An 18,343-nucleotide genomic window follows, 5' to 3' on the forward strand; every position below is an offset into this window, starting at 1 on the left:
GCTCTGCGAGCACTGGGCGGTTGCCCCGGACGGGGAGGGGAACGGCGAACCACGCATTTCGCCGCGAGCGATTTGGCCATTTGTCGACGTCGTCACGATGCTCATGAGCTTCCTCAGCGTTGGAGACGGAAGCTCACGAATCGCCCAGGAGCGTTCGGAGGGAAAGGACGACGAGGAAGCAGACGATCGATGGTTCGATCGGGAATGTGATGAGCGAGCGGCTGCGGCGGAGGCGGGACGAGCTTACGTGCCTAGGCGCGGCTTGATTCAGACTTCCTGCTTTGGCTCCTTGGCTTTTTCTTTCGTGGCCGCGGCCTTGTTGGCCGGCCCATACTGGTAGTCCATCAAGGGCGCGACGGGACCGAGCACCTCGGCGCCATTCTGCACGCGGTCTGCCCTGCGCTTGGCCTGCGCGGCATTCTCGGCGAGGATCGTGGCGATCTCGTGCCGTGTCGTCTGGCGCGTCTCGTGGAGCAGCTCCGTGAGCTTTTGCGAGGCGGGCAGGAGCTCGCCGATTCGCTGATCCCTCGCGAAAGCAGCGGCGAGCCGCTCCTTGTCTTTCTCGTTGAGCCCTGCGCGGTCGGCGTCTTCGGGCTTCAGTCCGAGGAGATTCTTGACGGCGGCCTCGAATCCGTCGCGTAGCTTCGTGAGCTTTTGAATCTGCTCCGGCGTGATGTCCGTTACCTTGATATCGCTTGCGTCGATGATGAGGTCGCCGACCTCGGGGTACTTCGGGGTGCCCATGACCGCCTCCCTTTCTGTTCTACGGCGCTCGGCCGTTTGGTGTAGACGAATGCACAACGCTGGCGGACGTTCAAACCTTCCAAGCCGAGGGCGGCATCCTCGGAGGCTCGGGCGAGATGCCTGGGGAGGGGAGGCGGAGCCGTCGCGAGGAGGGCCCGCGGCTCCGAGCGTGGGCGGCTCGGGGTGGTGGGGCGGCGGATGGCCCTGGAGGGCATCGGGATAGCCTTGGAGGGTCGTGAGACATGCTCCAGGGCCATGGGCGAGCCGTGGAGGCCATGGGGATAGCCTCGGAGGGTCGTTGCCGACCGTTGGAGGGTATCTCGCTTTCGTGGGGACCCTGGGCGATGGGCTCCACGAATGCGGGGATGTGCTTCGGGGGTGGGTCGGTGGGCTGCGCGGGTCGGGGCCTCGGGTCGGGGATTGTTGGCCCTGTCGGGGAGGGTCTGGCAAGGAGGATTTCACATGCGCGGGGGTGACGCGCGGGCGCTGCAGGCAGCGGCAGACAGGGGATGTGTATGCAGAGGGTCGTTGTCGGGGTCTTGGTCGCGTGGGGGGTTCTGTTCGGGGTGGGGTGTGAGAGCAAGTGCCGAAACCCGAAAACACACTGATCTTGGTGGGGTCGAAGGCCCCGCCATTCAGTGTAACGTCACCATTATATGCCCGAATCAGGCAGGGCGTCCTGATTCCGTGGAGCATTTGCAGGGGAACGAGGATCCGGTCATCCGCGATCATGGCTCCTGGAATCAAGGCATGTGCAAGAAGGAAGCCATGAAAATAAGGACCTACGAGACAGAGATAAAATGCGAGTTCGAGGCCGCTCCCGCGTTGATCTGCCTCGACGGCGCTGGCACTTCGAACGGGCCCGACTACACGGGGCCGACCGGCGGGACCCTCGTCACGATCGGGGTGGGCGCTGGCACCGGGGACTATTGGTTCGACGAGGAGGAGGGGGCAGGCGGAGAAGGGGGCTTCGATGCCCACCCCGGGGAGGGAGGCCACGGCGGGACCTGAAGTCCAGCCTTCACCGCGGCGAAGATGATTGTGCGCCTGGAGTGGGAGCGCGTGCAGGGATGGTGCGTTTACGAGGGATGGGCGTGACGGCGTCGAAGCGGGCCAACCAATCGGTTCGGGCGAGAGCCGGGCAGTGTTGCTCGACATCCACGGGGAAGCATTCATCGAAGGCGCGATACATCGCCTGATACGTCGCCTCCGTGGGGTCGTCCAGCAACACAAAGAACCCGGCCTTGTGTCCGCACCGGGAGCGAGCCGCATCGACGTTGCGCCAGAAGGCGGCGCCCTGCATGTCGTCACAGGGGGCGCAAAACATGGGGTCGAGGCCCGTGCACTCGGCTTGCTTCGGGCAGATCGCGCGCACGCAACCAGCGACGCACGCGTCCACGAACTCTTCGTCCACGTACGGACAGACGTCCCATTCATGGCAGCCATCGAAGACGTACCCGAGGTCATCCTCGCAGTGCTTGTACATCGGGTCATCCTCGTCCGGGCCGCGCGCCCCCAGGATGAGCGCTGCGGCGGCGGCGATGACGAGGGCGGCGAAGGCCGCGCGGCGTGTCTTCGGGCTCGGAGCTCTCACAAGGGTGCACCTTACATCATCGGAGCCGGGATCGCGAGTCGGTTCGTTCTTCCCGGTTGTCTCCACGCCCCGCCTGGCTCAGCGTCCCTCCACCGAACCGGGGCCGACCCCGGAGCCGGGGGCCAAGGCGGGATCTGAGGGTTGTCGAGGAACACATGCACGGAGCTCGACCCGATCTGGTGTGGAATTCCCTGCGAGGACACTACGGGGGCCACGTTCTGGGCCCACATGCACGTCGTCCAAGGCCGGTGCGGCCATCTTTTCGACGATCTCGATGGCAACGGCAAGCTCGACGAGTACGAGCACTATTCCTTCCTCCTTTGCACCGGCGCCGAAAGCAAAAAGCTCTGCCCTGCGGTCCTTACGTGGCGGGACGAGCTCAACGAAGAAGAGCAAGAAGAACTCAGACGAAGGAGCATCGCTCCCGGGACGCCCAGCTCGGCGCAGTAACCTCGTCCCCCACCGCTGCCGGCGCTCACGTCCGCAGCCACCGCCCAAGACCCGTCCCCGGTTTGTCCCGATCCCTCCTCATCCACCCGCCCGGGCCGAGAACGGGTTTTTCTGGGTACGTCGACTTTTCCTCTTGCCTTTCTCCCTCTCCTCGGGCAAACCTTTTTGCGGGAGGACGGGCCCACGCTCCGCGCACCTGCGGCTCGCGAGCACCCACCCGGAAGCACCGGGAGACGGGACCGAGCAAAACCCAAAAAAACAAATTGTGCGGACCTCGTGGGAGTGCGGTCCTCCGTTTTTTTTAGACCATCGTACCTCGTTCGTCCCGGGATCCCGGGACGAACCTTTTTTGTGGATCGGGTTGCCTTGTCGGTGACAACCCCGGTATGCTTGCGGCATGCGCAAGGTAGTCGGGTTCTTGTTGGTGATCGCGGCGGGGTGGGCCGGCGCGGTTGGTGTTCTGTCCTGCGGCCTGGACAACGACCCCGGTGGCGATTGTCCTCCGGAGGTTCCGAACCGGTGTTGCCCTTGTCCCTTTCCAGAGGCGTGCTCTGATCCGGACCGTCCGTGGATCTACACGCCGAAACCCATCCCGTGGGACTGCCCGAACGCCTGTGATGGTCCGCCCCCGCTCCCCCCGAAGTGCTCGGATGGGGGAGCGGATGGAGGGATGTCGTCGCTTTGTCCGGGCGGCGGCGAATGTGTAGACGAATCTCCGAAAAACTGGACGCTCGTCGCGTTTTTCTCCGACTGGCGCGAGCCGCCGCCGTGCCCCGACGACGCGCCGATTCTCGCGTTCGAAGGGATCCCCGCGCCCCCTCCTCTTCTATGTGGCGAGTGCTCGTGCGAGGAGCCCGAGGGGTCGTGCAAGCTGCCGCAGACGTGGACCGTCAGCTCCACCGGCTGTGATGATCCCGGGGGCGGTGTCAAGACAAACTTCGATCCGTCGACAAACTGGGACGGCACCTGCAACCAGGACAAAGCGATCCCTTCCGCCACGCTTTGCGGCGGCGTGCCGTGCGTCCGGTCGATCACCATCTCGCCTCCGGTGATCGAGGAGCAGCCTTGCAAGGCACATACAAAAGGAGATCCGGGGCAGGAGATCCCCAAGGTCTGGAACGGTGGACCCGAGACCCCCCTCGGCCGGGTGTGCACGCGCGCCGAGCCCTGGCCGGTCTGCCACGGGCAGAGCGAAAAGGTCTGCGGGCCGGCGGGGGACGACTACTCCTCTTGTATCTTCCGGGAGGGCGAGCACCTCTGTCCGGAGGGGTGGACCGGGGAGCGGCACGTCCTTTACGGCGTGGTGAAGGACGAGCGCGAGTGCTCGGCTTGCACGTGCGAAGCGCCGACCGGCGGGATGTGTGAGGTGCTGATCTCCGCCTGGAGCAGCCAAGGTTGCTCCCAGGTCGCCATCGCCCGTCCTATCTCTGCGGGGATGGTCGCTCCGTGTGACGACTTCATGCCCGGCACCCAGCTCAGTGGGAAGACGGCGGAGCTCCTCAACTACACGAAGGGCACGTGCACCCCGAGCGGGGGCCAGGTCGTCGGCGAACTGACCCTTGACAAACCCGTAACGGTATGTTGCCGGGCGGCTACGTCCTGACTCGCTAGAACGTGAACGCGAGCGATGTGGTCACGCTCATCGCCAGCGGGAAGGGATCCGAGAAGCGTACGCCGTTCACCGTAAGCTGTCGGGCGAGGACGAACCCGAGCGCGTCCACGTCCGATCGCCACGTCACTCGCTCCCACACGGGGATTTCGGCCGCGACGCGCCCACCCAGCCCAAGCAAGGGGGACGCGTAAGGATTCCCGTACAGCCGGTTCGTCCCACTCCCAAGCAGCACGCCCCCCGCCAAGAGGCCACACGTCATGAACCGCCCGAACCGGTAACACCCCGCCACCGTCCCCAGGTATGTCTCCACGTCCACCGACGTGGGCCCGTCCTGCGGGTTCGCCGTCATCCACGGCCACGCCGCGACGTCCAGCCCGACGACCCACCGGGGCGCCACGTTCCACCCCGCCGACACCCGCGGCGCGAGGAACGGCTCGGGCGCCACGTTCAGGAAGGCCCCAACCCCCGCACCCAGAAAAAACCGCTTCGGAAGCGGAGGCGGCCTCGGCAGCGGAGGCGGAGACGGCCGCGGTTGTGGCTGCGGAGGCGCTGGCGGACACGGAGGCGCCGGCGGCTGCGGAGGCGGCGGCGGTTCCGGCGGCTCGAACGCGCCGAGCAGCTTCGCCGCCTCGAACGCCGTCGCGTAGAGCACCTCGAAGCACTCCGTCGCCGGCTCGTAGCTCCGATGCACCTCCTCCGCGACGTCCCCAGCCTCGTCCACGATCGTCACGTCGGCGAGCTTGGCCGCGTCGGGCGCGCGCCGGATGCGCACGGTGAGCGTCCGCGCGGCCGGCGGGTCGAACGTGGACACGGACACCCAGTTCGTGAGGATCGCCATGAAGACGAGCGGCCTGTCGCAGAGGGGCAGCGCGCGATCCACCCTGAAGTCCAGGCGATGCCGCGGGACGTCCGCATGCGCCCGCGCCTCCGGGAAGAGCGCCCCGAAGGCGAAGCAGGCCGCGGCGAGGCCGCGCCGTGGCCACCCGCGCCTGGCCCCGGGACCGGCCCCGCCCGGGACGATCGTCGAGGCGCGTGTCGATTTTTCTGAACAACAGGGCCGCTCGCGACCTTTACATGCATGAGGTCTGCTTTTGCGCGCGAGGACAAACCGATGGCCGGACCGGACGAGGACACGGAACCACCCAAGAGCGGCGAGCCCATGGCTCGGGCGTTCGAGCTCACCGTCCCCGCCTATCGGGAGCTCGTCGAGCGAATGGTGGCGCACGTGCATCGGATCGGGCTTGGAGCGCATGTGCATGGGATCGACGTCGTGCATGATGCATTCGTGACCGCATTAGGCAAGCCCATTGAGGAACAACCGAGCACACACGAATGGGAAGAGTTCGTCGCGTGGATGTGCAAGCTCGCTCAATATGCGGCCCTGTCAAACCTCAAGCCCAAGCGCCGGCGGACATACGTTTCTCTCGCGCCGCTCGGCGACCTCGACGAGCGGATCGCCGGAACGCGGGATGACGAGCACGACGCCGCGGTGCGAATGGCCTATCACGCGCTACCGGCCGAGATGCGCGATATCGTCGGCGCACACGCGGTCGAAGGAAAAACCATACGCGAGATCGCCGCCGAGACGAAGCTGGCCCCGACCACCGTCTTCCACCGCTATTCTCGTGGCATCGGTCTCCTCCACACGAGGCTCGAATTCGTCGAAGAGGCGCCATCGCGTGCTATCGGGCGGAGCGCCATCGCCCTGCCGTTCCTGCTTCTTGTCCTGGCCGCGCGCGTGGCACGCGCGGCTATCTCCTCCGCATTTGGGCAGCTCCGCACGTCCCTCGCGCGGTCCCCGATGCGCGTCATGGGCAGCGTCGCCGTGGGCGCGGCGATCGGCATGTGGCCGTCCGGGGGGACACCGCAGGCCATGCCGGGCACGATCACGGCAAGTCAAGCCACCCGCGCCGACGTCGTCCGCCGGGACGAGCCGCGAAGCATTGCCACGATCCAGGGCAGCGACGCACGCACGGAGGACGCCACACGGCATGGAAGCCCAAGGCGTCTTCCGCTGGCGCCGCCCCAGCGTGACCATGCAAAGCCCTTCGATTGGATGGCTGCGAATGCCACGAGACGCGGCGAGGCGAGCGTTACGGGCGCGAAGTAGCTTCGCTCAACGCCGCGCGATGACGCCACCAAGCACAATCGCATGCATAGCCGCATGCAATCGCCCCACCTCGTCCCGTTCTTCCATGAAGATCCACGGCGGCGCGAAGCTCTTGTAAGCCCGGAGCAAGACCCGCGCCGCGAGATCCGAATCGGCCACGTCGAGCTCGCCGGCCTCGGTCCCTCGCCGAAGCAAGTCCGCGAGCAGGGCCCGTTCTTCCTGGTAAAACCGCTCGGACGCGCTCTTCACGGCGGGGCTCCCGCAATGGAACAAGTCACACGCGTGCGCGCCGCCGTCCGCCTGCGTGAAATACGCTCGCAGCCGCGCGTCGAGCGCGCCCACGAGACGCTCGCCGAACGAGCGCCCGTCCGCCACCGCCGCCGCCCGCATCGCGTCGAGCACGACGTCGTACCGCGAGCGCGACAGCTCCTCGACGATCGCCTCCTTCGACGAGAATTCGAGGTACACCGTACCCACGCCGACGCCTGCTTCCCGCGCCACGTCCGCCACCGTGGTTTTTTGCGGCCCGTAATGCCGGAGCAAGCGATCGGCGGCCTGGAGAATCTGCTCGCGGCGCGCGGTGTCGTTCATGAACCTTCCCTCGAACCGTGAACGAGTTTGCCACAGGTTCACGTCGAAGGGATCCCCCCATCGTCACGGCCCTGCTCGGGCCGTGCGTCCGGGTCACTCCGTGGGCGCGGTGCGCGGGGCCATCGGGCCGGGGGAGGTGCGGGGCGTGGCGCGCAGATCCGCGGGGGCCGCGCCGCCCTTCGTCGCGCCGGTCGGGGCCGTCGCCGCGGGCGGCTGGGCCGCGGCCGTGGTCGTGCCCGTGGGCTTCGGGGCCGCCGAGGAGGCAGGATCGGGGGGCAGGTCGGCGGCGGACATGGCGGGCACGGGCAGCGGGCCGAGGTCGACCTTGGGCGGGCTCGCGGGGACGACGTCCATCGGCTTCGGGGCCGTGAGCGGCTCGGCCGAGGCGGCGGGGGAGGGCGAAGGCGCGCTCTCTTCGCAGCCGAGGGCGAAGGGCGCGAGCCCGAGGGCGAGCGCGGCGACAGCGAGCGACGTCTGCGTGTGGGTCATGCGTTCCGGCTTAACAGAACGGCGGCGCGGCGTCACCGGCGCGCGGTTTGCAGCCCCGGACGGCGGGGGAGAGCCATGGTGCGTGGGGCGCTTTGCGGGGGATTGCTCCTGCTCGGCGGGTGCGTGGTCGTCATGCGGGACAATGCGCCGCCCGCGAACCTGCCCCTCGTCCGCCAGATCCAGCAGGAAGCGCTGCGGGTGTCCCCGCCGCCCGACATGTACGTCGCCCCCGAGCGCTTGGCCGAGCGCAGCTCGGACTTCAGCATCAACCTGCGGCGCACGCTGCTCGGTCCGATGCCGCCGAGCGACGCGGACATGGCGCTTTTGCTACGGCTCTTCGCGCTCACCTTGGAGGAAGTGCCCGAAGGCGAGCGGGTGGGTACGAGCGTTGCGGCCGCGGAGATGCAGGAGGCGGCCGCGGCGATGCGGGGCCCGGGGCTTTCGGGCTCGCCGCCTTTGCGCGCGGCCTTCGTGCGTGGGTTCTCCGTCGGCGTGGAGACGCTGCTCGCGCTCGCGGAGGGCCCGTACGGCGGCGCGACGAACGACCTCGTCGATCGCACGACCGAGCTCGAATCGAGTTATGCGGTGGCGATGGGAGAGCCGCAGCCGATGCGGTACGAGGTGGCGCTCGAGGTCATGCGGCGGGCGCAGCTCGTGCTGAAGGAGATCGAGGAGATCGTGAGCATGCCGGCGCCCTGAAAGGCCGCTTTCTCAGCGGGGATGGGCCGCCGCGTGTGTGGCCTCGAAGGCGCGCCGCTGGGCGTGGAGCCACGGGAGCGCGGTCGCTTGGTCGTCGAAGAATGCATAAGGAAACGATAACTTCGGCGAGAGCACCTTCGTCGCGCGCATGACCATTTCGGCGACCACGCGCAGGGCGAAATGGGCGCTCACGAAGGCGAGGGCGTCGTACGCCGGCACGACGCGGGGCCCCAGGATCCGCACGCGCCGGGGCACCGTCGTCACGCTCGACACGTCCGCCAGCGTGAAAAGCCGTCCCTCCCGTTCCTTCACCGTCCGAAGCACATCGGTGATGGCAATGACGTCGTCGATGGCGATATCCGGCTTGAACTCGACGACGACCATGTCGGGCGTCACGAATCTGACGCAATGGTCACCGAATCGGAGGACCGTGGGTAGGGAGGACATGGAAAGCTACTTGTATCGCGCCGAGCCTCGATCCTTCAAGCGGCGTGGTTTGAGGATGCGACGCGCGGCTGTGAATGAAGCCAGGCGAGCGCTTCCTCCTTGTGATCGAAGAATGCGAAGGGGTAACGCGGCCGCTCGGGTTTCAGGATCCGGATGGCGGCGATGATCATCTCGAGGACGACCCGCACGCCGAACGGCGCGCCGACGAAGGCCAGGGCCGCGTGCTTGGAGGCGTCTTTGCGGGCGCGGACCGCCTCCCGGAGGTCGCGCGGAACGCTCTTCAAGGGCGTGATATCCATCAGCACCTTGCACGGACCTCGCTCGGCCGTCGTCCGGTATACATGATCGAGGACGCGGTTGCAGTCGTCCACCTCGAGCGGAACCGCGAACTCCAGGACGAGCAGGTCGGGCGGCACGAACGTCACGACGTGCGGGCCGAAGCGGATGCGTTCCGTCGAATCGTTTTTCATGGGCAAGAGGAGCGACCGGCGCCGAGGATCGATAGGTTACCACGAGGCCTACACGAGCGGCGCGCCTCCCGCACGGTTTGCGTCAGCGCGACCCTTGGGGCGTATCGTTCGCGCGGCGTGGGGCGGAGGGGGCGGCGCGGAGCCAGGTGAGCGCTTCCTCCTTGCGATCGAAAAAGCTGTGGGGATACGCGGGTACGTCGGGCCGGAGGATTCGCACGGCGGCGATGATCATGTCGATGGCGACGCGCACGCCGAACCGCGCGCCGACGAAGGCCAGGGCCGCGGTCGTGCTCTTGGTGTTGCGGGTGCGGATCGACTCCCGCACGCCCCGGGGCACGTTCGTCACGTGGGTGATGTCCATCAGCACCTTGAGCGGGCCTCGTCGGGAACCGGTTTGCCACATCAAGTCGAGGATACGGCCCGCCTGGCTCCCATCGAGGGGAGAGCCGAAATCGACCTGGAGCATGTTGGGCGGCAGGATGGTCACGAGATGCGGGCCCACGGCAATGCGTTCCGGCGAATCGTTTTCCATGCGCAGAACGAACCGTACCAGCGTTTTTCGTGGCGTCTAGCGCCCTGATTGTGCGGTAATTCCGCAAAGGATACACGATTGCCAGGGGAGGCCACGCGTGTGAACTTCGTGGTCAAAGCGTTCCCTTGAACGTGAAACCACCCACGATGTAAGGCACCGTAGCGGCGACTTCCTGCCCCGTCCGATAAGGGTTCCGGATCCACCAGCTCACGTTCAAAAAAATGCCGGGCGCATTGAAACGTTTGGGGCCATTGTGCTCGGGGAACTGCCATCCGACGAGTGGTCCCGCGAACTCGACCGGCGTGATCTGCTCGGCCCGCGCCTCCTCCCCGGCAATGATCTCGGCCGGGAAAAACGTGTGATACACGCCGTGCCGCGCGCCGGCCATGAGGCCGAACGAGGTCACGAAGAGGAGATCCGTTTCGTTCGAGACCATCCAGCCGTCGTCTTTCGCGAGCATGCCGAGCGGGAGATCGAAATAGAATCGGTCGCCGGGCGTGATCGTGAAATCGGTATGGATGAACTGCGTGTCCGACACGAGCAGGAACGGCCCGCCCTTGGCCTGCAAGATCACGTCGGCCGTGAAGATGCCCCCGGTCGTCGGATAGGCGAGCCCTTGCTTTCCGCGCTCGATCTGCCGCACGTCGCCGAAATCTTCGGAGACGTGCTTGAACGATTGCAGCGTGTCGTACGTCCCGAAGAGGGCCATTCCTTCGTAGGCGAACAGGAATTGCAGAAACGCGAGCGGCTGCACGTCGAGGCGCAGCCCTCCGCGGATGTACGCCGGCGTGATCGTGGTGACGGCGTTGATGCCGATGTACGTGCGCTGGAGGAGGATGTTCTCCTGCGGGCCGAGCAGCGGGCGCTGGTAGCCGATGCGGAAGAACGTCGAGAGCCCGAGCGGATTGTAACGCACCGCGGTCGTGCTCCGGTAGACGAACCCTTTGTGCACATAAGGCTGTTCGTCTTTGGGAGCCTCGTCGTTTGGCGGCGGATCGTTCGGGGCCGGATCTTTCGGGGGATCGGCTGCAAAAGCGGGGGGCGCGAAGAGGAGCGCCCCCAAGAGGATCCACGCCCGCGCGCGGCTGCGCGGGCCGGTCTTCGGCAACATGAGGCCGACGTTACACGATCGGCGCGCCCGGCACTACGCGAGCGGCGTCGCCCACGTCGAGCTCGCCCTTCGTGGGGGTTGCCGCGGCATCGATGATCGAGCGGAGCGTGGGCATCACCTTCGTCCCGCCGAGCACCTCGGAGAGGATCGTACCGACGTCTTTGCCCTTGAAGAGGCTCACGAGGTTCATGTTCCCCGCGACCTCGGTCAAGAGCAGCTTGTCGCCGAGCCCGACCATGGCCTCGACGAGCTGCTTCTGCACGGCCTGGCGCTCGGCCACCGTCGCGCTCGATTGCACCTCGATGAGCTTGATTTCGAGCTCGCGCAACCGCGCCGCGTAAGCGAGCTCGATCTCGTGCGTGAGCCGCTGCGCCTCGGCGCGCGCCTCCGCGTCTTTGCGGAAGCCTTCGAGCAGCGCCGCCTTCTCCTCGTTCTCGCGCGTGAGGCGGGCCTTTTGCGCATCGGCCTCGCGCGCGTCCGCGAGCGATTGCCGCTCCTTGTGCACGGCCTCGTCCTCGCGCGCCTTCGCGAGCGCGGCCTCGTGCGCGAGCTTGCGCGAGAGCTCCTCGAGCTTCGCCGCGCGCACCCGCGCCTCGGCGAGGAGCTCCTGCGTTTGCCGCTCGACCTCGGCGCGGAGCTTCGCCGACGCGAGGGCTTCCTGCGCTTTTCGATCGCCGATCGCGAGCGTCACGCTTTCGGTCTGCACCTTCTGCATGAGCGCGGCGACCTCGCGGTCCTCGATCTCCGCGCCGAGCACCTCGACCTCGGAGAGCAGCGTGCCGTTCTCCGTGAAGAGCCGCCCGGGCCGCGCGCCGTCCTTGCGCTCGCCGAGCAGCGTGTCGCGAAACGCCGCGGGGAGCTCGGGCCAGAGCGTGGAGAGCGACATCGTGCGGCACTTGCCGCGTACGATCGAGCGGAGGCGATCCACGATGAACTGGATGTAATTCTCGTGGTTGAACCACTTGTCTTTATGGTCCGGCAGGAACTCGACCGAATACGAGACGCGCACCGAGATCTTGACGAAATCGGCCGTCTCCACGGTGATCTTGTCGGAGATGCGGTTGCCCACGGTGCGCAAGAAGCAGGTGCGGAGCGGGCCTTCGTCGCTCTTTGGCGTGCCCGTCGAGAGCGAGAGCGAGGTGAGCGACTCCTCGTAGCCGAGCAGCGTCACACACGGTCCCTCCACGACGCGGCGCGAATTCGCGCTCGTCACGAGCACGGCCGTGTTGTTCGGCACCAGGATCGAGAGCGCCCACGGCGTGGTGATCGCCCTTGGGGTTTCCTTGTGCGGCTCGTTCGAGGCGATCCACAGGTTCCAGTCGTCCGCGGGCACCGTGCGCGTGACCTGCACCTCCTTGCGCGGGTCGACGAGGTACGATTGTTTGCCGCGCACGAGGCGCACCTCGCCGGTCGCGAGGTCACGCACGTAAATGCCGCTCTTCTGGTCGATGCCGATGGCCTCGATGAAGACACGGCTATGGTCGTTGCCCACGACGGCCTGGCCGGTCTCGGGCGAGAGGCACTCGATTTCGTTGAAGGGGACGAAAAACGTCGAGACGCCCGTGAGGAGGAGCTCGTCGCCGGGGAAATATTCGTCCTTCGCGAGCTCGAAGCCGCGGGGCAATTTGGCGGCGAGGTCTGCCCGCTTGATCGGCGCGATGACGCGCAGCCACAGCGCGCGCTGCGGCAAAAGCTCGTACGCGTCGTAGACACGATTGCGCGAGCCGAGGGTCATGAACGTGTCGTACGGCCCAGGGAAGACACGCGCGGGGCCGACCTTGATCTCGCGTTTGCCGTCGGCGTCGACGATCACGCAATACTCTTTTTCGCCGAGCACGACCGCGCGGCGAATGAGACGCGCCTGCCGCGCCTCGGCTTCGAGCGCGCGACGAACCGCGGAAGACGCGAGCAGATCCTGCACCGCCGCGGCGCCGATCTTGGCCTCGGGCGCGGCGACCGCGGGCGCGGGCGCGGCCTGCGGCGTGGGCGGGACGGCCGAGGCGGGCTTGCGTCCGCGCATGCGCGCCGATTGATCGATGAACTGGTTCGGCACCTTGCTGCGCGCCTGGCCCCGGAACGCGGGGCCCTCGTCGTCGGCCGCGTATTCCTCCATCGCGGCCGTTTCCTCGCCGCTCTGCGCGAGCACCTGCCGCGCGATCGCCGCGCTGATGGCCGCGCCGCTGTCGTCGATCGAGGTATCCGGCACGATGTCCACGCCCGTCGGCGGGATGTAAAACTGCGTATCGAGCCCACGAATGACGATGAGCTGCCCGCGTTTCAGCGGCACAGGCGAAACGGCGCCCACCGTGGTCGTCGGCTGCTCGTCGAGGTTCTCCGCCGTGGCCCGCGTGATCGCCGCGGATCGCGCCGTCACCTCGTAGTACGGCGCATTCTTGTCGACCTCGCCGTACACCTTGACGACGAGGTATTGATTCGAGGCGAGCTCGTGCGCGTCGCGCACGTCGGCACGCTGGCCGGGGCGCAGATAGAAGCTACACGGCCCGGGGATCATCGAGCGCGTGCCATTGCGGAGCGGGCGCGACTCGTTTCGGCCATTCTTGAAGCGCCCGTTCGGGCCGCTGTCGCTCTCGAGGAGCGGGTTGAAGAGGACCGCGTACTGGTTGTCCCCGAGCTCCACCATGCTTTGCGGTTTGCCCGTGGTGTCCTCGCGGAAACCGCCCAATCCGTCGTCGATGACGACCCGATCGGCCGCGGTCGGCGAGACCATCGTGGGCCCGACGTGCAAGGTGACCTCGCCCTTGTCGTCGTCCTGCACCCACAGGAATTGCCGCTCGGTGACGGGTATCTTTCGGCTGGTCCGTTCCATGTCCCCTGTTCTTCCTCCCGAAGGCCAAAGCCAGCGCCTCAGGGGAACACGGATCGTGCCAGCCGAAAAGGGCCGCGATTACCGCCGCGTCGCGCGGAGCCTGCGCCGTTCCGGAGCGGCGCCGCTCTTTTCCGGAGCGATCGGGCGAGCGACGCGGCGGCTCGACGGTAGCGGCCGCTCCCCCAGGCTCTCCGCGCGCTTCTTCTTGGCGATGAGCTCCGCGAGCTCGTCCCGCGTGACGCCGAGCCGCGCCGCCGTTTTGTGCGCGAGCGAGGTCTTGGCGACCCCCGGCCGGAACCCGTACGTGGGGCGCTCGTTTTCGTCGAGATCGACTTGCAAAAATTCGAGGTGCGGGACAGGCGGCTCCTCCTCGAGGTGCGTGGCCAGCGTGAGGAGGTGCGTGGTCAAGAAGACCGGCGATTTCAGCTCGGGAAGGAGCGAGATCACGAGCCGCGCGATCTCTTCGCCCTCGGAGGGGTTCGTCCCGGAACAGAGCTCGTCGAGCAGCACGAGCGAGCCGAACCCGAGCTCCTCGAAGAGCCTGCGGATCCGGAGGAGCTCCATGCCGAGCTGCCCCTCCGGCTGATCGCTGCGCGCCTCCTCGATGAGCGAGACGAACATGCCGCCGAGTTGCGGCAAGACGGCGCGCTCGGCCGTGACGAAAAGCCCCGCCTGGCCGAGGAGCTGCGCGAGGCCGATCGACTGGAGCAGCCGCGTCTTGCCGCCCGAGTTCGGCCCCGTGACGATGACGACGGCGTCGCCGTGGGCCGTTCCGAGGTTCGAGGGGACGGGTTTTCCTTTGCCGGCGAGGAGGAGCGGGTTGTAGAGGCGATCGATGGTGAGCCCGGCCTCGCCGGGGGGGACGAGTTCGGCGAGGCAAACGGGCAAACCCTTGTCCCGCGCGAGGTCCGCGAGCCCGAGGCCGGCGAGGTAAAACTCCATGTCGCCGAGGAGCTGGACGAGGAGCGCGACGGGGCGTTCGAGACCGCTGAAGACGTCGTCGAGCAGGCGCTCGGTGACCTCGCCGGGCGTGACGCGATACCCGCGCAGGAAGAGGCGGAGGCGCGAGAAGAAGCGGGCGATCGCGGAGGTGTGGAGGGGATTGTCCTGGTTCTCGCGGATGCGGACGATCTGGAAGGTGCGCAAGGTGCCATCGACGCCGACGCGGACCCGAAGGTCGACGGTGCCGAGGTGGCGCTCGTGATCGAGGAGGGCTTCGAGGCGCTTGTACGCCTCGCTTTCCTTCACGGCGAGGCCGAACGCGCGGATCCGCGCGACGCCGGAGCTCGCGCCGTCGAACGCGCCGGCGAGGTCCTCGACGACCTCCTGCACGGACCGGAGGATTTCGAGGCGTCGATGCGTATCGCCGCCGCGGCGCGACCCGCCCTCGGAGCAGAAGGACGCGCGCAAGGTGACGAGGCGCTGGTAGACGCGCTCGAAGTCGCGGCGAAGCTCGGGCTTTCCGGAGAGCTCGGCGAGGATGCGCTGGCGGAAGGCGACGACGCGGAGGTCGCTCGGCGGCTCGGAGATGGCGCGGAGCAGGTAGGGCAAACAAGGCGTGACGGCCCGCCCGCCGATGCGGATGCGCAGGGCGCGGGTGACGAGGTCTTCGAGGAAGATGTCCCGCTCGAAGTCCTTGCGATCCCACGTCGAGGACGGGAGCGCGGCCACGGCGAGGACGCGCTCGAAGGCGTCGAGGGAGGTGCCGAGCGCGAACGCGAAGGCGAAGGTCTGGTGCAGCTCGTCGAGGTCGACGCGGACTTCGGCCTCTTCGCAAAGGAGGTCGGGGACGGGGACCGCGTCCGCGGCAAGAGGGGCCTTCGAGGTCATCGCGAGGGAGAGGGATGGTACCTCGGAGAGGCTTCCGCGATCGATGTTGTCACGAAACGCGTCCGTCGCCCCCTGATCCACCCGAAGCGCCATGACCGACATGAAGATCACCTCCGCTCGGGTGCTTGGAACCTCGGGGCAGGTTTTGTTCCCGGCTTGTGCGGGGTCCCCCCAAGATCCCGCAGCAAGCTCGGTGTGGTCCGCGGCGAGGACGACAGCGCGGACTCAGCAGGGCACGCCCTCGACCACGCAGGCGCTCATCGAGGTCGGGACGATTCGCGTGAGCTGGAAGGATGCGGCCGTCAAGAGCTCTCGAAATTCGGCCTCGGAGCGCTGCAGGCCTCCGGTGCAGACCAGCATGTTGACGTCGTTGGCCGTGGCGCCCTGCGCTTCGAGCGTCGGCTCGACGCGCCGCGGGTAAACCCCTTCCACGATCAAGAGCTTCGCATGCGCCGGCATGGCGCGGCGACACACCTTCAAGATCGCGCAAGCGTCGGCGTCGTTCCAGTCGTGGATCACGTGCTTGAGCATGTACGCATCCAGGCCTGCCGGGACGGCCTCGAAGAAACTCCCCGGCGCGAGGTCGATCCGGGGCCATAACGGGCTCGAAGCGAGCACGCCGCGGGCCCGTTCGAGAACCTCGGGGCGCTCGAACAACGTGCCGCGCAGCTTCGGATACGCGCTCAAGATCGCCGTCAAGAGCGTGCCGTTTCCTCCACCGATGTCGACGATCGTATTGAAGCTCGAGAAGTCGTAGGCGCTCGCGACCGCCGGCGCGGCGAGCGCGGTCCCGGCCTCCATCGCCTTGTCGAAGTTCGCTGCCGTCTCGGGATCCGCCGCGAAACGCGTGGTCCAATCAGCGTTCGGGTCGTCCTTCTTGAACGCAGGCTGGCCCGTGCGGACGCAGTACTCGAGCTCCCGCCAGCTCTCCTGGATGGGAGGGCCCGCGAACGTGGCGACGAGCGCCTTCATGGAACCCGGTACATCGGATCGGAGGAACTGACCCGCGGTCGTGAGCTCGAAGTTTCCCGCGTCGTCCTCGCGAAACACGTCGACGCTCGCGAGGAGACGCAGCACGCGCCGCAACGCCTGCGGTTGTGTCGACGTGGCGCTCGCCAGATCGTCCACGCTCCGCCGGCCCGCGGCGATCAGGTCTGCGACACCGAGCTTCGCGACCAAGGCGAGCGCGCTCGATCGATAGTGGCCCACCACGAGTTGGTAGATCGCCAAAGGCGGGGGCAATGCGGCGGGGGAGTGGCTTTCAGGCACCGTGGAACCTCCTGCAACGGGATGAACGGCTCGCGCCGCCAGTCCGCGCCGGCACCGTGCCGGCGACCAGCGAGCGCTCGCCGAGCCGTTTGCGCCACTGATGATAATGACTTTCATTTGCAACGCAAGTCGAGACACCCAGGCATCGAGCGGCGTTTCCGTGCTCGTGCCCTGCCTCACGGCGAGGCGCTCGGGATCGACGTCGTCACGAAATGCCTCCCCCGCCCGATGAGCCACCCGAACCGCCATGCCCGACATGCCGACCACCTCCGTCGCCCGGATCCTTGGAACCCTCGCGCTCGTCGCGCTCCCGGCTTGTGTGGGATCTGGAGGGGCGGCGGCCGGTGGGCCGGATCGAACGGTGGAAGAGATCGGGTCGGCCCGACCTGAGAGCGATGTTCACGAAGCGATTTTCACCGGGCCGACCGCTGTGTTTCTGGAAGCCGCTCCTGACGAACCCAGGTGGCCCGCTGGACCCAGGTCGAGCAAGTTACCGAGTGGGCTCTACAACCCGATGCCGGAGGGCGTGATCGCGGGGTACCGGGCCGACACCGGGCTCGATGTGATGGGGATCAAGAAGCCCGTGTACGCGATTGCATCGGGGTACGTCGATTACGCCGAGGCGGGGCACACGCTCTGGACCGGGCCGCGCGATACGCCGTATTGCGTGCGCATCGAGCTCGACACGCCCATTCCGTACGGAAACCGCAAGATCACGCACATCTATTATGCGCATCTCTCCGAGCTCGCGCACGTGCAGTCGGAGGGCGCGAAGCCGCGGACGCGGATCGAGGGGGGCGACCGGATCGGGACGTCCGGCGTGGCGAACGGGAGCTGGCACCTGCACCTCGGCTTCCTGCTGGACGGCGAGGTGGAGCAATCCTGGGGGACGTTCCTCTTCGAGGACGAGATCCGGAAGGTGATGGGCGATTATCGAAAAGGAGCGCGTTTGCCGAAGGAGTGAATCGTCAATAATAGAACCCGACGATCCCTTCTCCCTTCGACGACGCCTCCCGGACCCACTTGCGCGCGGCCACGATAGCGTCGTGCACGTAGTCCGTCTCCGCGCTGATGTGAATCTCGTCGAAACGCTTGTTTCCTGCCACCACCTGCTCCGGGCTCCAGTATCCGTGGCGCGGGAAATCGTCGGGGGGCGGGAACGTGCAGAGCGCCTTGCCGACGTAGAGATCGCTGATGGGCAAGGCCTCGTCGAGCCCCGATTTCTTCCAATCCTCCTCGACGGCCTCCATGAACTCCCACCGGATCGAGGAAAATGCATTGTTGTCGAGGTACCGGCCGAAGTGCTCGACGATCCGCGCGTAGGCATACGCATACATGAAGCCGTGCCCCTTCTCGGGGACCGTGCCCATGATCAAGGCCTTCACCGCGTCGAACGGCGTCGGCGCGCCACCCGCGATCTCGGAGTCGAACCAGTCCGCCTGCCGGGCCAGATCCGCCTTGAACCGGCCGCAGATCTGCCGGCGCAGCTTGTCGTCGCCGCTGCCGAAGACGGGCTTCAGTTTGTCGAATTTGACCGCATAGGCCATCACGCTGTAGCTCACTGGTTT

18 protein-coding genes are annotated in these 18,343 nt (G+C 67.1%); 5 read left to right on the plus strand and 13 right to left on the minus strand.

All coding sequences use genetic code 11. The features are described 5' to 3' along the window. Nucleotides 1-267: 267 nt before the first annotated feature. On the minus strand, nucleotides 268-744 hold the full coding sequence (locus tag KEG38_RS22790; protein ID WP_272421836.1) for a hypothetical protein: 477 nt from the start codon (nucleotides 742-744) through the stop codon (nucleotides 268-270). 750 nt (nucleotides 745-1,494) lie between these two features. On the opposite strand from KEG38_RS22790, the gene KEG38_RS22795 reads away from it, so the two are divergent. Beyond that, nucleotides 1,495-1,755 (plus strand): hypothetical protein, encoded by a 261-nt coding sequence (locus tag KEG38_RS22795; protein WP_272421837.1) that lies wholly within the window; start codon nucleotides 1,495-1,497, stop codon nucleotides 1,753-1,755. A 10-nt stretch (nucleotides 1,756-1,765) separates the two neighbouring features. On the opposite strand, the gene KEG38_RS22800 is transcribed toward KEG38_RS22795, so the two are convergent. After that, complete coding sequence (locus KEG38_RS22800; RefSeq protein ID WP_272421838.1) at nucleotides 1,766-2,338, minus strand: hypothetical protein; 573 nt, start codon at nucleotides 2,336-2,338, stop codon at nucleotides 1,766-1,768. Between the two features lie 1,120 nt (nucleotides 2,339-3,458). Here KEG38_RS22800 and KEG38_RS22805 point away from each other — a divergent pair. Then, nucleotides 3,459-4,391 carry a hypothetical protein gene (locus tag KEG38_RS22805; RefSeq protein WP_272421840.1) on the plus strand — a complete coding sequence of 311 codons (933 nt, stop codon included), beginning with the start codon at nucleotides 3,459-3,461 and terminating at the stop codon, nucleotides 4,389-4,391. A gap of 4 nt (nucleotides 4,392-4,395) precedes the next feature. Here KEG38_RS22805 and KEG38_RS22810 read toward each other — a convergent pair whose 3' ends face one another. Then, nucleotides 4,396-5,280 carry a hypothetical protein gene (locus KEG38_RS22810; protein ID WP_272421842.1) on the minus strand — a complete coding sequence of 295 codons (885 nt, stop codon included), beginning with the start codon at nucleotides 5,278-5,280 and terminating at the stop codon, nucleotides 4,396-4,398. 231 nt (nucleotides 5,281-5,511) lie between these two features. On the opposite strand from KEG38_RS22810, the gene KEG38_RS22815 reads away from it, so the two are divergent. Then, nucleotides 5,512-6,510: an RNA polymerase sigma factor gene (locus KEG38_RS22815; RefSeq protein ID WP_272421843.1), complete on the plus strand. Its 999-nt coding sequence runs from the start codon at nucleotides 5,512-5,514 to the stop codon at nucleotides 6,508-6,510. A 6-nt stretch (nucleotides 6,511-6,516) separates the two neighbouring features. On the opposite strand, the gene KEG38_RS22820 is transcribed toward KEG38_RS22815, so the two are convergent. Both KEG38_RS22820 and KEG38_RS22825 read right to left on the minus strand, forming a co-directional pair. Continuing rightward, on the minus strand, nucleotides 6,517-7,101 hold the full coding sequence (locus KEG38_RS22820) for a TetR/AcrR family transcriptional regulator (RefSeq protein ID WP_272421845.1): 585 nt from the start codon (nucleotides 7,099-7,101) through the stop codon (nucleotides 6,517-6,519). Nucleotides 7,102-7,194: 93 nt separating this feature from the next. Continuing rightward, nucleotides 7,195-7,590 carry a hypothetical protein gene (locus KEG38_RS22825; protein WP_272421846.1) on the minus strand — a complete coding sequence of 132 codons (396 nt, stop codon included), beginning with the start codon at nucleotides 7,588-7,590 and terminating at the stop codon, nucleotides 7,195-7,197. Between the two features lie 75 nt (nucleotides 7,591-7,665). Between KEG38_RS22825 and KEG38_RS22830 the strand changes: the two genes are divergently transcribed. Continuing rightward, nucleotides 7,666-8,289: a hypothetical protein gene (locus KEG38_RS22830; protein ID WP_272421847.1), complete on the plus strand. Its 624-nt coding sequence runs from the start codon at nucleotides 7,666-7,668 to the stop codon at nucleotides 8,287-8,289. 12 nt (nucleotides 8,290-8,301) lie between these two features. Here the strand turns inward: KEG38_RS22830 and KEG38_RS22835 are convergent, their stop codons facing one another. From KEG38_RS22835 to KEG38_RS22865, 7 genes are all read right to left on the minus strand, one after another. Then, nucleotides 8,302-8,736, minus strand: a complete 435-nt coding sequence (locus KEG38_RS22835; RefSeq protein WP_272421848.1) for an STAS/SEC14 domain-containing protein — start codon at nucleotides 8,734-8,736, stop codon at nucleotides 8,302-8,304. Between the two features lie 35 nt (nucleotides 8,737-8,771). Beyond that, the gene (locus KEG38_RS22840; RefSeq protein ID WP_272421850.1) at nucleotides 8,772-9,206 is read right to left on the minus strand and encodes an STAS/SEC14 domain-containing protein; all 435 of its coding nucleotides are present in this window, start codon (nucleotides 9,204-9,206) and stop codon (nucleotides 8,772-8,774) included. Nucleotides 9,207-9,288: 82 nt separating this feature from the next. Continuing rightward, on the minus strand, nucleotides 9,289-9,738 hold the full coding sequence (locus tag KEG38_RS22845) for a hypothetical protein (RefSeq protein ID WP_272421851.1): 450 nt from the start codon (nucleotides 9,736-9,738) through the stop codon (nucleotides 9,289-9,291). A 112-nt stretch (nucleotides 9,739-9,850) separates the two neighbouring features. Further along, entirely contained in the window at nucleotides 9,851-10,849 is a 999-nt protein-coding gene (locus KEG38_RS22850; RefSeq protein WP_272421852.1) for a hypothetical protein, read from the minus strand. Between the two features lie 10 nt (nucleotides 10,850-10,859). Next, nucleotides 10,860-13,676, minus strand: a complete 2,817-nt coding sequence (locus KEG38_RS22855) for a hypothetical protein (protein ID WP_272421854.1) — start codon at nucleotides 13,674-13,676, stop codon at nucleotides 10,860-10,862. A 78-nt stretch (nucleotides 13,677-13,754) separates the two neighbouring features. Then, nucleotides 13,755-15,608 carry a MutS-related protein gene (locus KEG38_RS22860; RefSeq protein ID WP_272421855.1) on the minus strand — a complete coding sequence of 618 codons (1,854 nt, stop codon included), beginning with the start codon at nucleotides 15,606-15,608 and terminating at the stop codon, nucleotides 13,755-13,757. A gap of 123 nt (nucleotides 15,609-15,731) precedes the next feature. Next, the gene (locus KEG38_RS22865) at nucleotides 15,732-16,775 is read right to left on the minus strand and encodes a methyltransferase (RefSeq protein WP_272421856.1); all 1,044 of its coding nucleotides are present in this window, start codon (nucleotides 16,773-16,775) and stop codon (nucleotides 15,732-15,734) included. Nucleotides 16,776-17,289: 514 nt separating this feature from the next. Between KEG38_RS22865 and KEG38_RS22870 the strand changes: the two genes are divergently transcribed. Beyond that, nucleotides 17,290-17,739 carry a M23 family metallopeptidase gene (locus tag KEG38_RS22870; protein ID WP_272421857.1) on the plus strand — a complete coding sequence of 150 codons (450 nt, stop codon included), beginning with the start codon at nucleotides 17,290-17,292 and terminating at the stop codon, nucleotides 17,737-17,739. Nucleotides 17,740-17,743: 4 nt separating this feature from the next. Here KEG38_RS22870 and KEG38_RS22875 read toward each other — a convergent pair whose 3' ends face one another. Further along, entirely contained in the window at nucleotides 17,744-18,337 is a 594-nt protein-coding gene (locus KEG38_RS22875; RefSeq protein WP_272421859.1) for a DUF7691 family protein, read from the minus strand. Nucleotides 18,338-18,343 lie beyond the last annotated feature (6 nt).

Source organism: Polyangium jinanense, from assembly GCF_028435265.1.
Classification (GTDB): domain Bacteria; phylum Myxococcota_A; class Polyangia; order Polyangiales; family Polyangiaceae; genus Polyangium; species Polyangium jinanense.

Excerpts from the sequence above, each read along its gene's own strand:
- KEG38_RS22790 (WP_272421836.1), bottom strand. The coding sequence starts at position 744 with ATGGGCACCCCGAAGTACCCCGAGGTCGGCGACCTCATCATCGACGCA.
- KEG38_RS22795 (WP_272421837.1), top strand. The coding sequence starts at position 1,495 with ATGTGCAAGAAGGAAGCCATGAAAATAAGGACCTACGAGACAGAGATA.
- KEG38_RS22805 (WP_272421840.1), top strand. The coding sequence starts at position 3,459 with ATGTCGTCGCTTTGTCCGGGCGGCGGCGAATGTGTAGACGAATCTCCG.
- KEG38_RS22815 (WP_272421843.1), top strand. The coding sequence starts at position 5,512 with ATGGCCGGACCGGACGAGGACACGGAACCACCCAAGAGCGGCGAGCCC.
- KEG38_RS22820 (WP_272421845.1), bottom strand. The coding sequence starts at position 7,101 with ATGAACGACACCGCGCGCCGCGAGCAGATTCTCCAGGCCGCCGATCGC.
- KEG38_RS22825 (WP_272421846.1), bottom strand. The coding sequence starts at position 7,590 with ATGACCCACACGCAGACGTCGCTCGCTGTCGCCGCGCTCGCCCTCGGG.
- KEG38_RS22830 (WP_272421847.1), top strand. The coding sequence starts at position 7,666 with ATGGTGCGTGGGGCGCTTTGCGGGGGATTGCTCCTGCTCGGCGGGTGC.
- KEG38_RS22835 (WP_272421848.1), bottom strand. The coding sequence starts at position 8,736 with ATGTCCTCCCTACCCACGGTCCTCCGATTCGGTGACCATTGCGTCAGA.
- KEG38_RS22840 (WP_272421850.1), bottom strand. The coding sequence starts at position 9,206 with ATGAAAAACGATTCGACGGAACGCATCCGCTTCGGCCCGCACGTCGTG.
- KEG38_RS22845 (WP_272421851.1), bottom strand. The coding sequence starts at position 9,738 with ATGGAAAACGATTCGCCGGAACGCATTGCCGTGGGCCCGCATCTCGTG.
- KEG38_RS22850 (WP_272421852.1), bottom strand. The coding sequence starts at position 10,849 with ATGTTGCCGAAGACCGGCCCGCGCAGCCGCGCGCGGGCGTGGATCCTC.
- KEG38_RS22855 (WP_272421854.1), bottom strand. The coding sequence starts at position 13,676 with ATGGAACGGACCAGCCGAAAGATACCCGTCACCGAGCGGCAATTCCTG.
- KEG38_RS22860 (WP_272421855.1), bottom strand. The coding sequence starts at position 15,608 with ATGTCGGTCATGGCGCTTCGGGTGGATCAGGGGGCGACGGACGCGTTT.
- KEG38_RS22870 (WP_272421857.1), top strand. The coding sequence starts at position 17,290 with ATGCCGGAGGGCGTGATCGCGGGGTACCGGGCCGACACCGGGCTCGAT.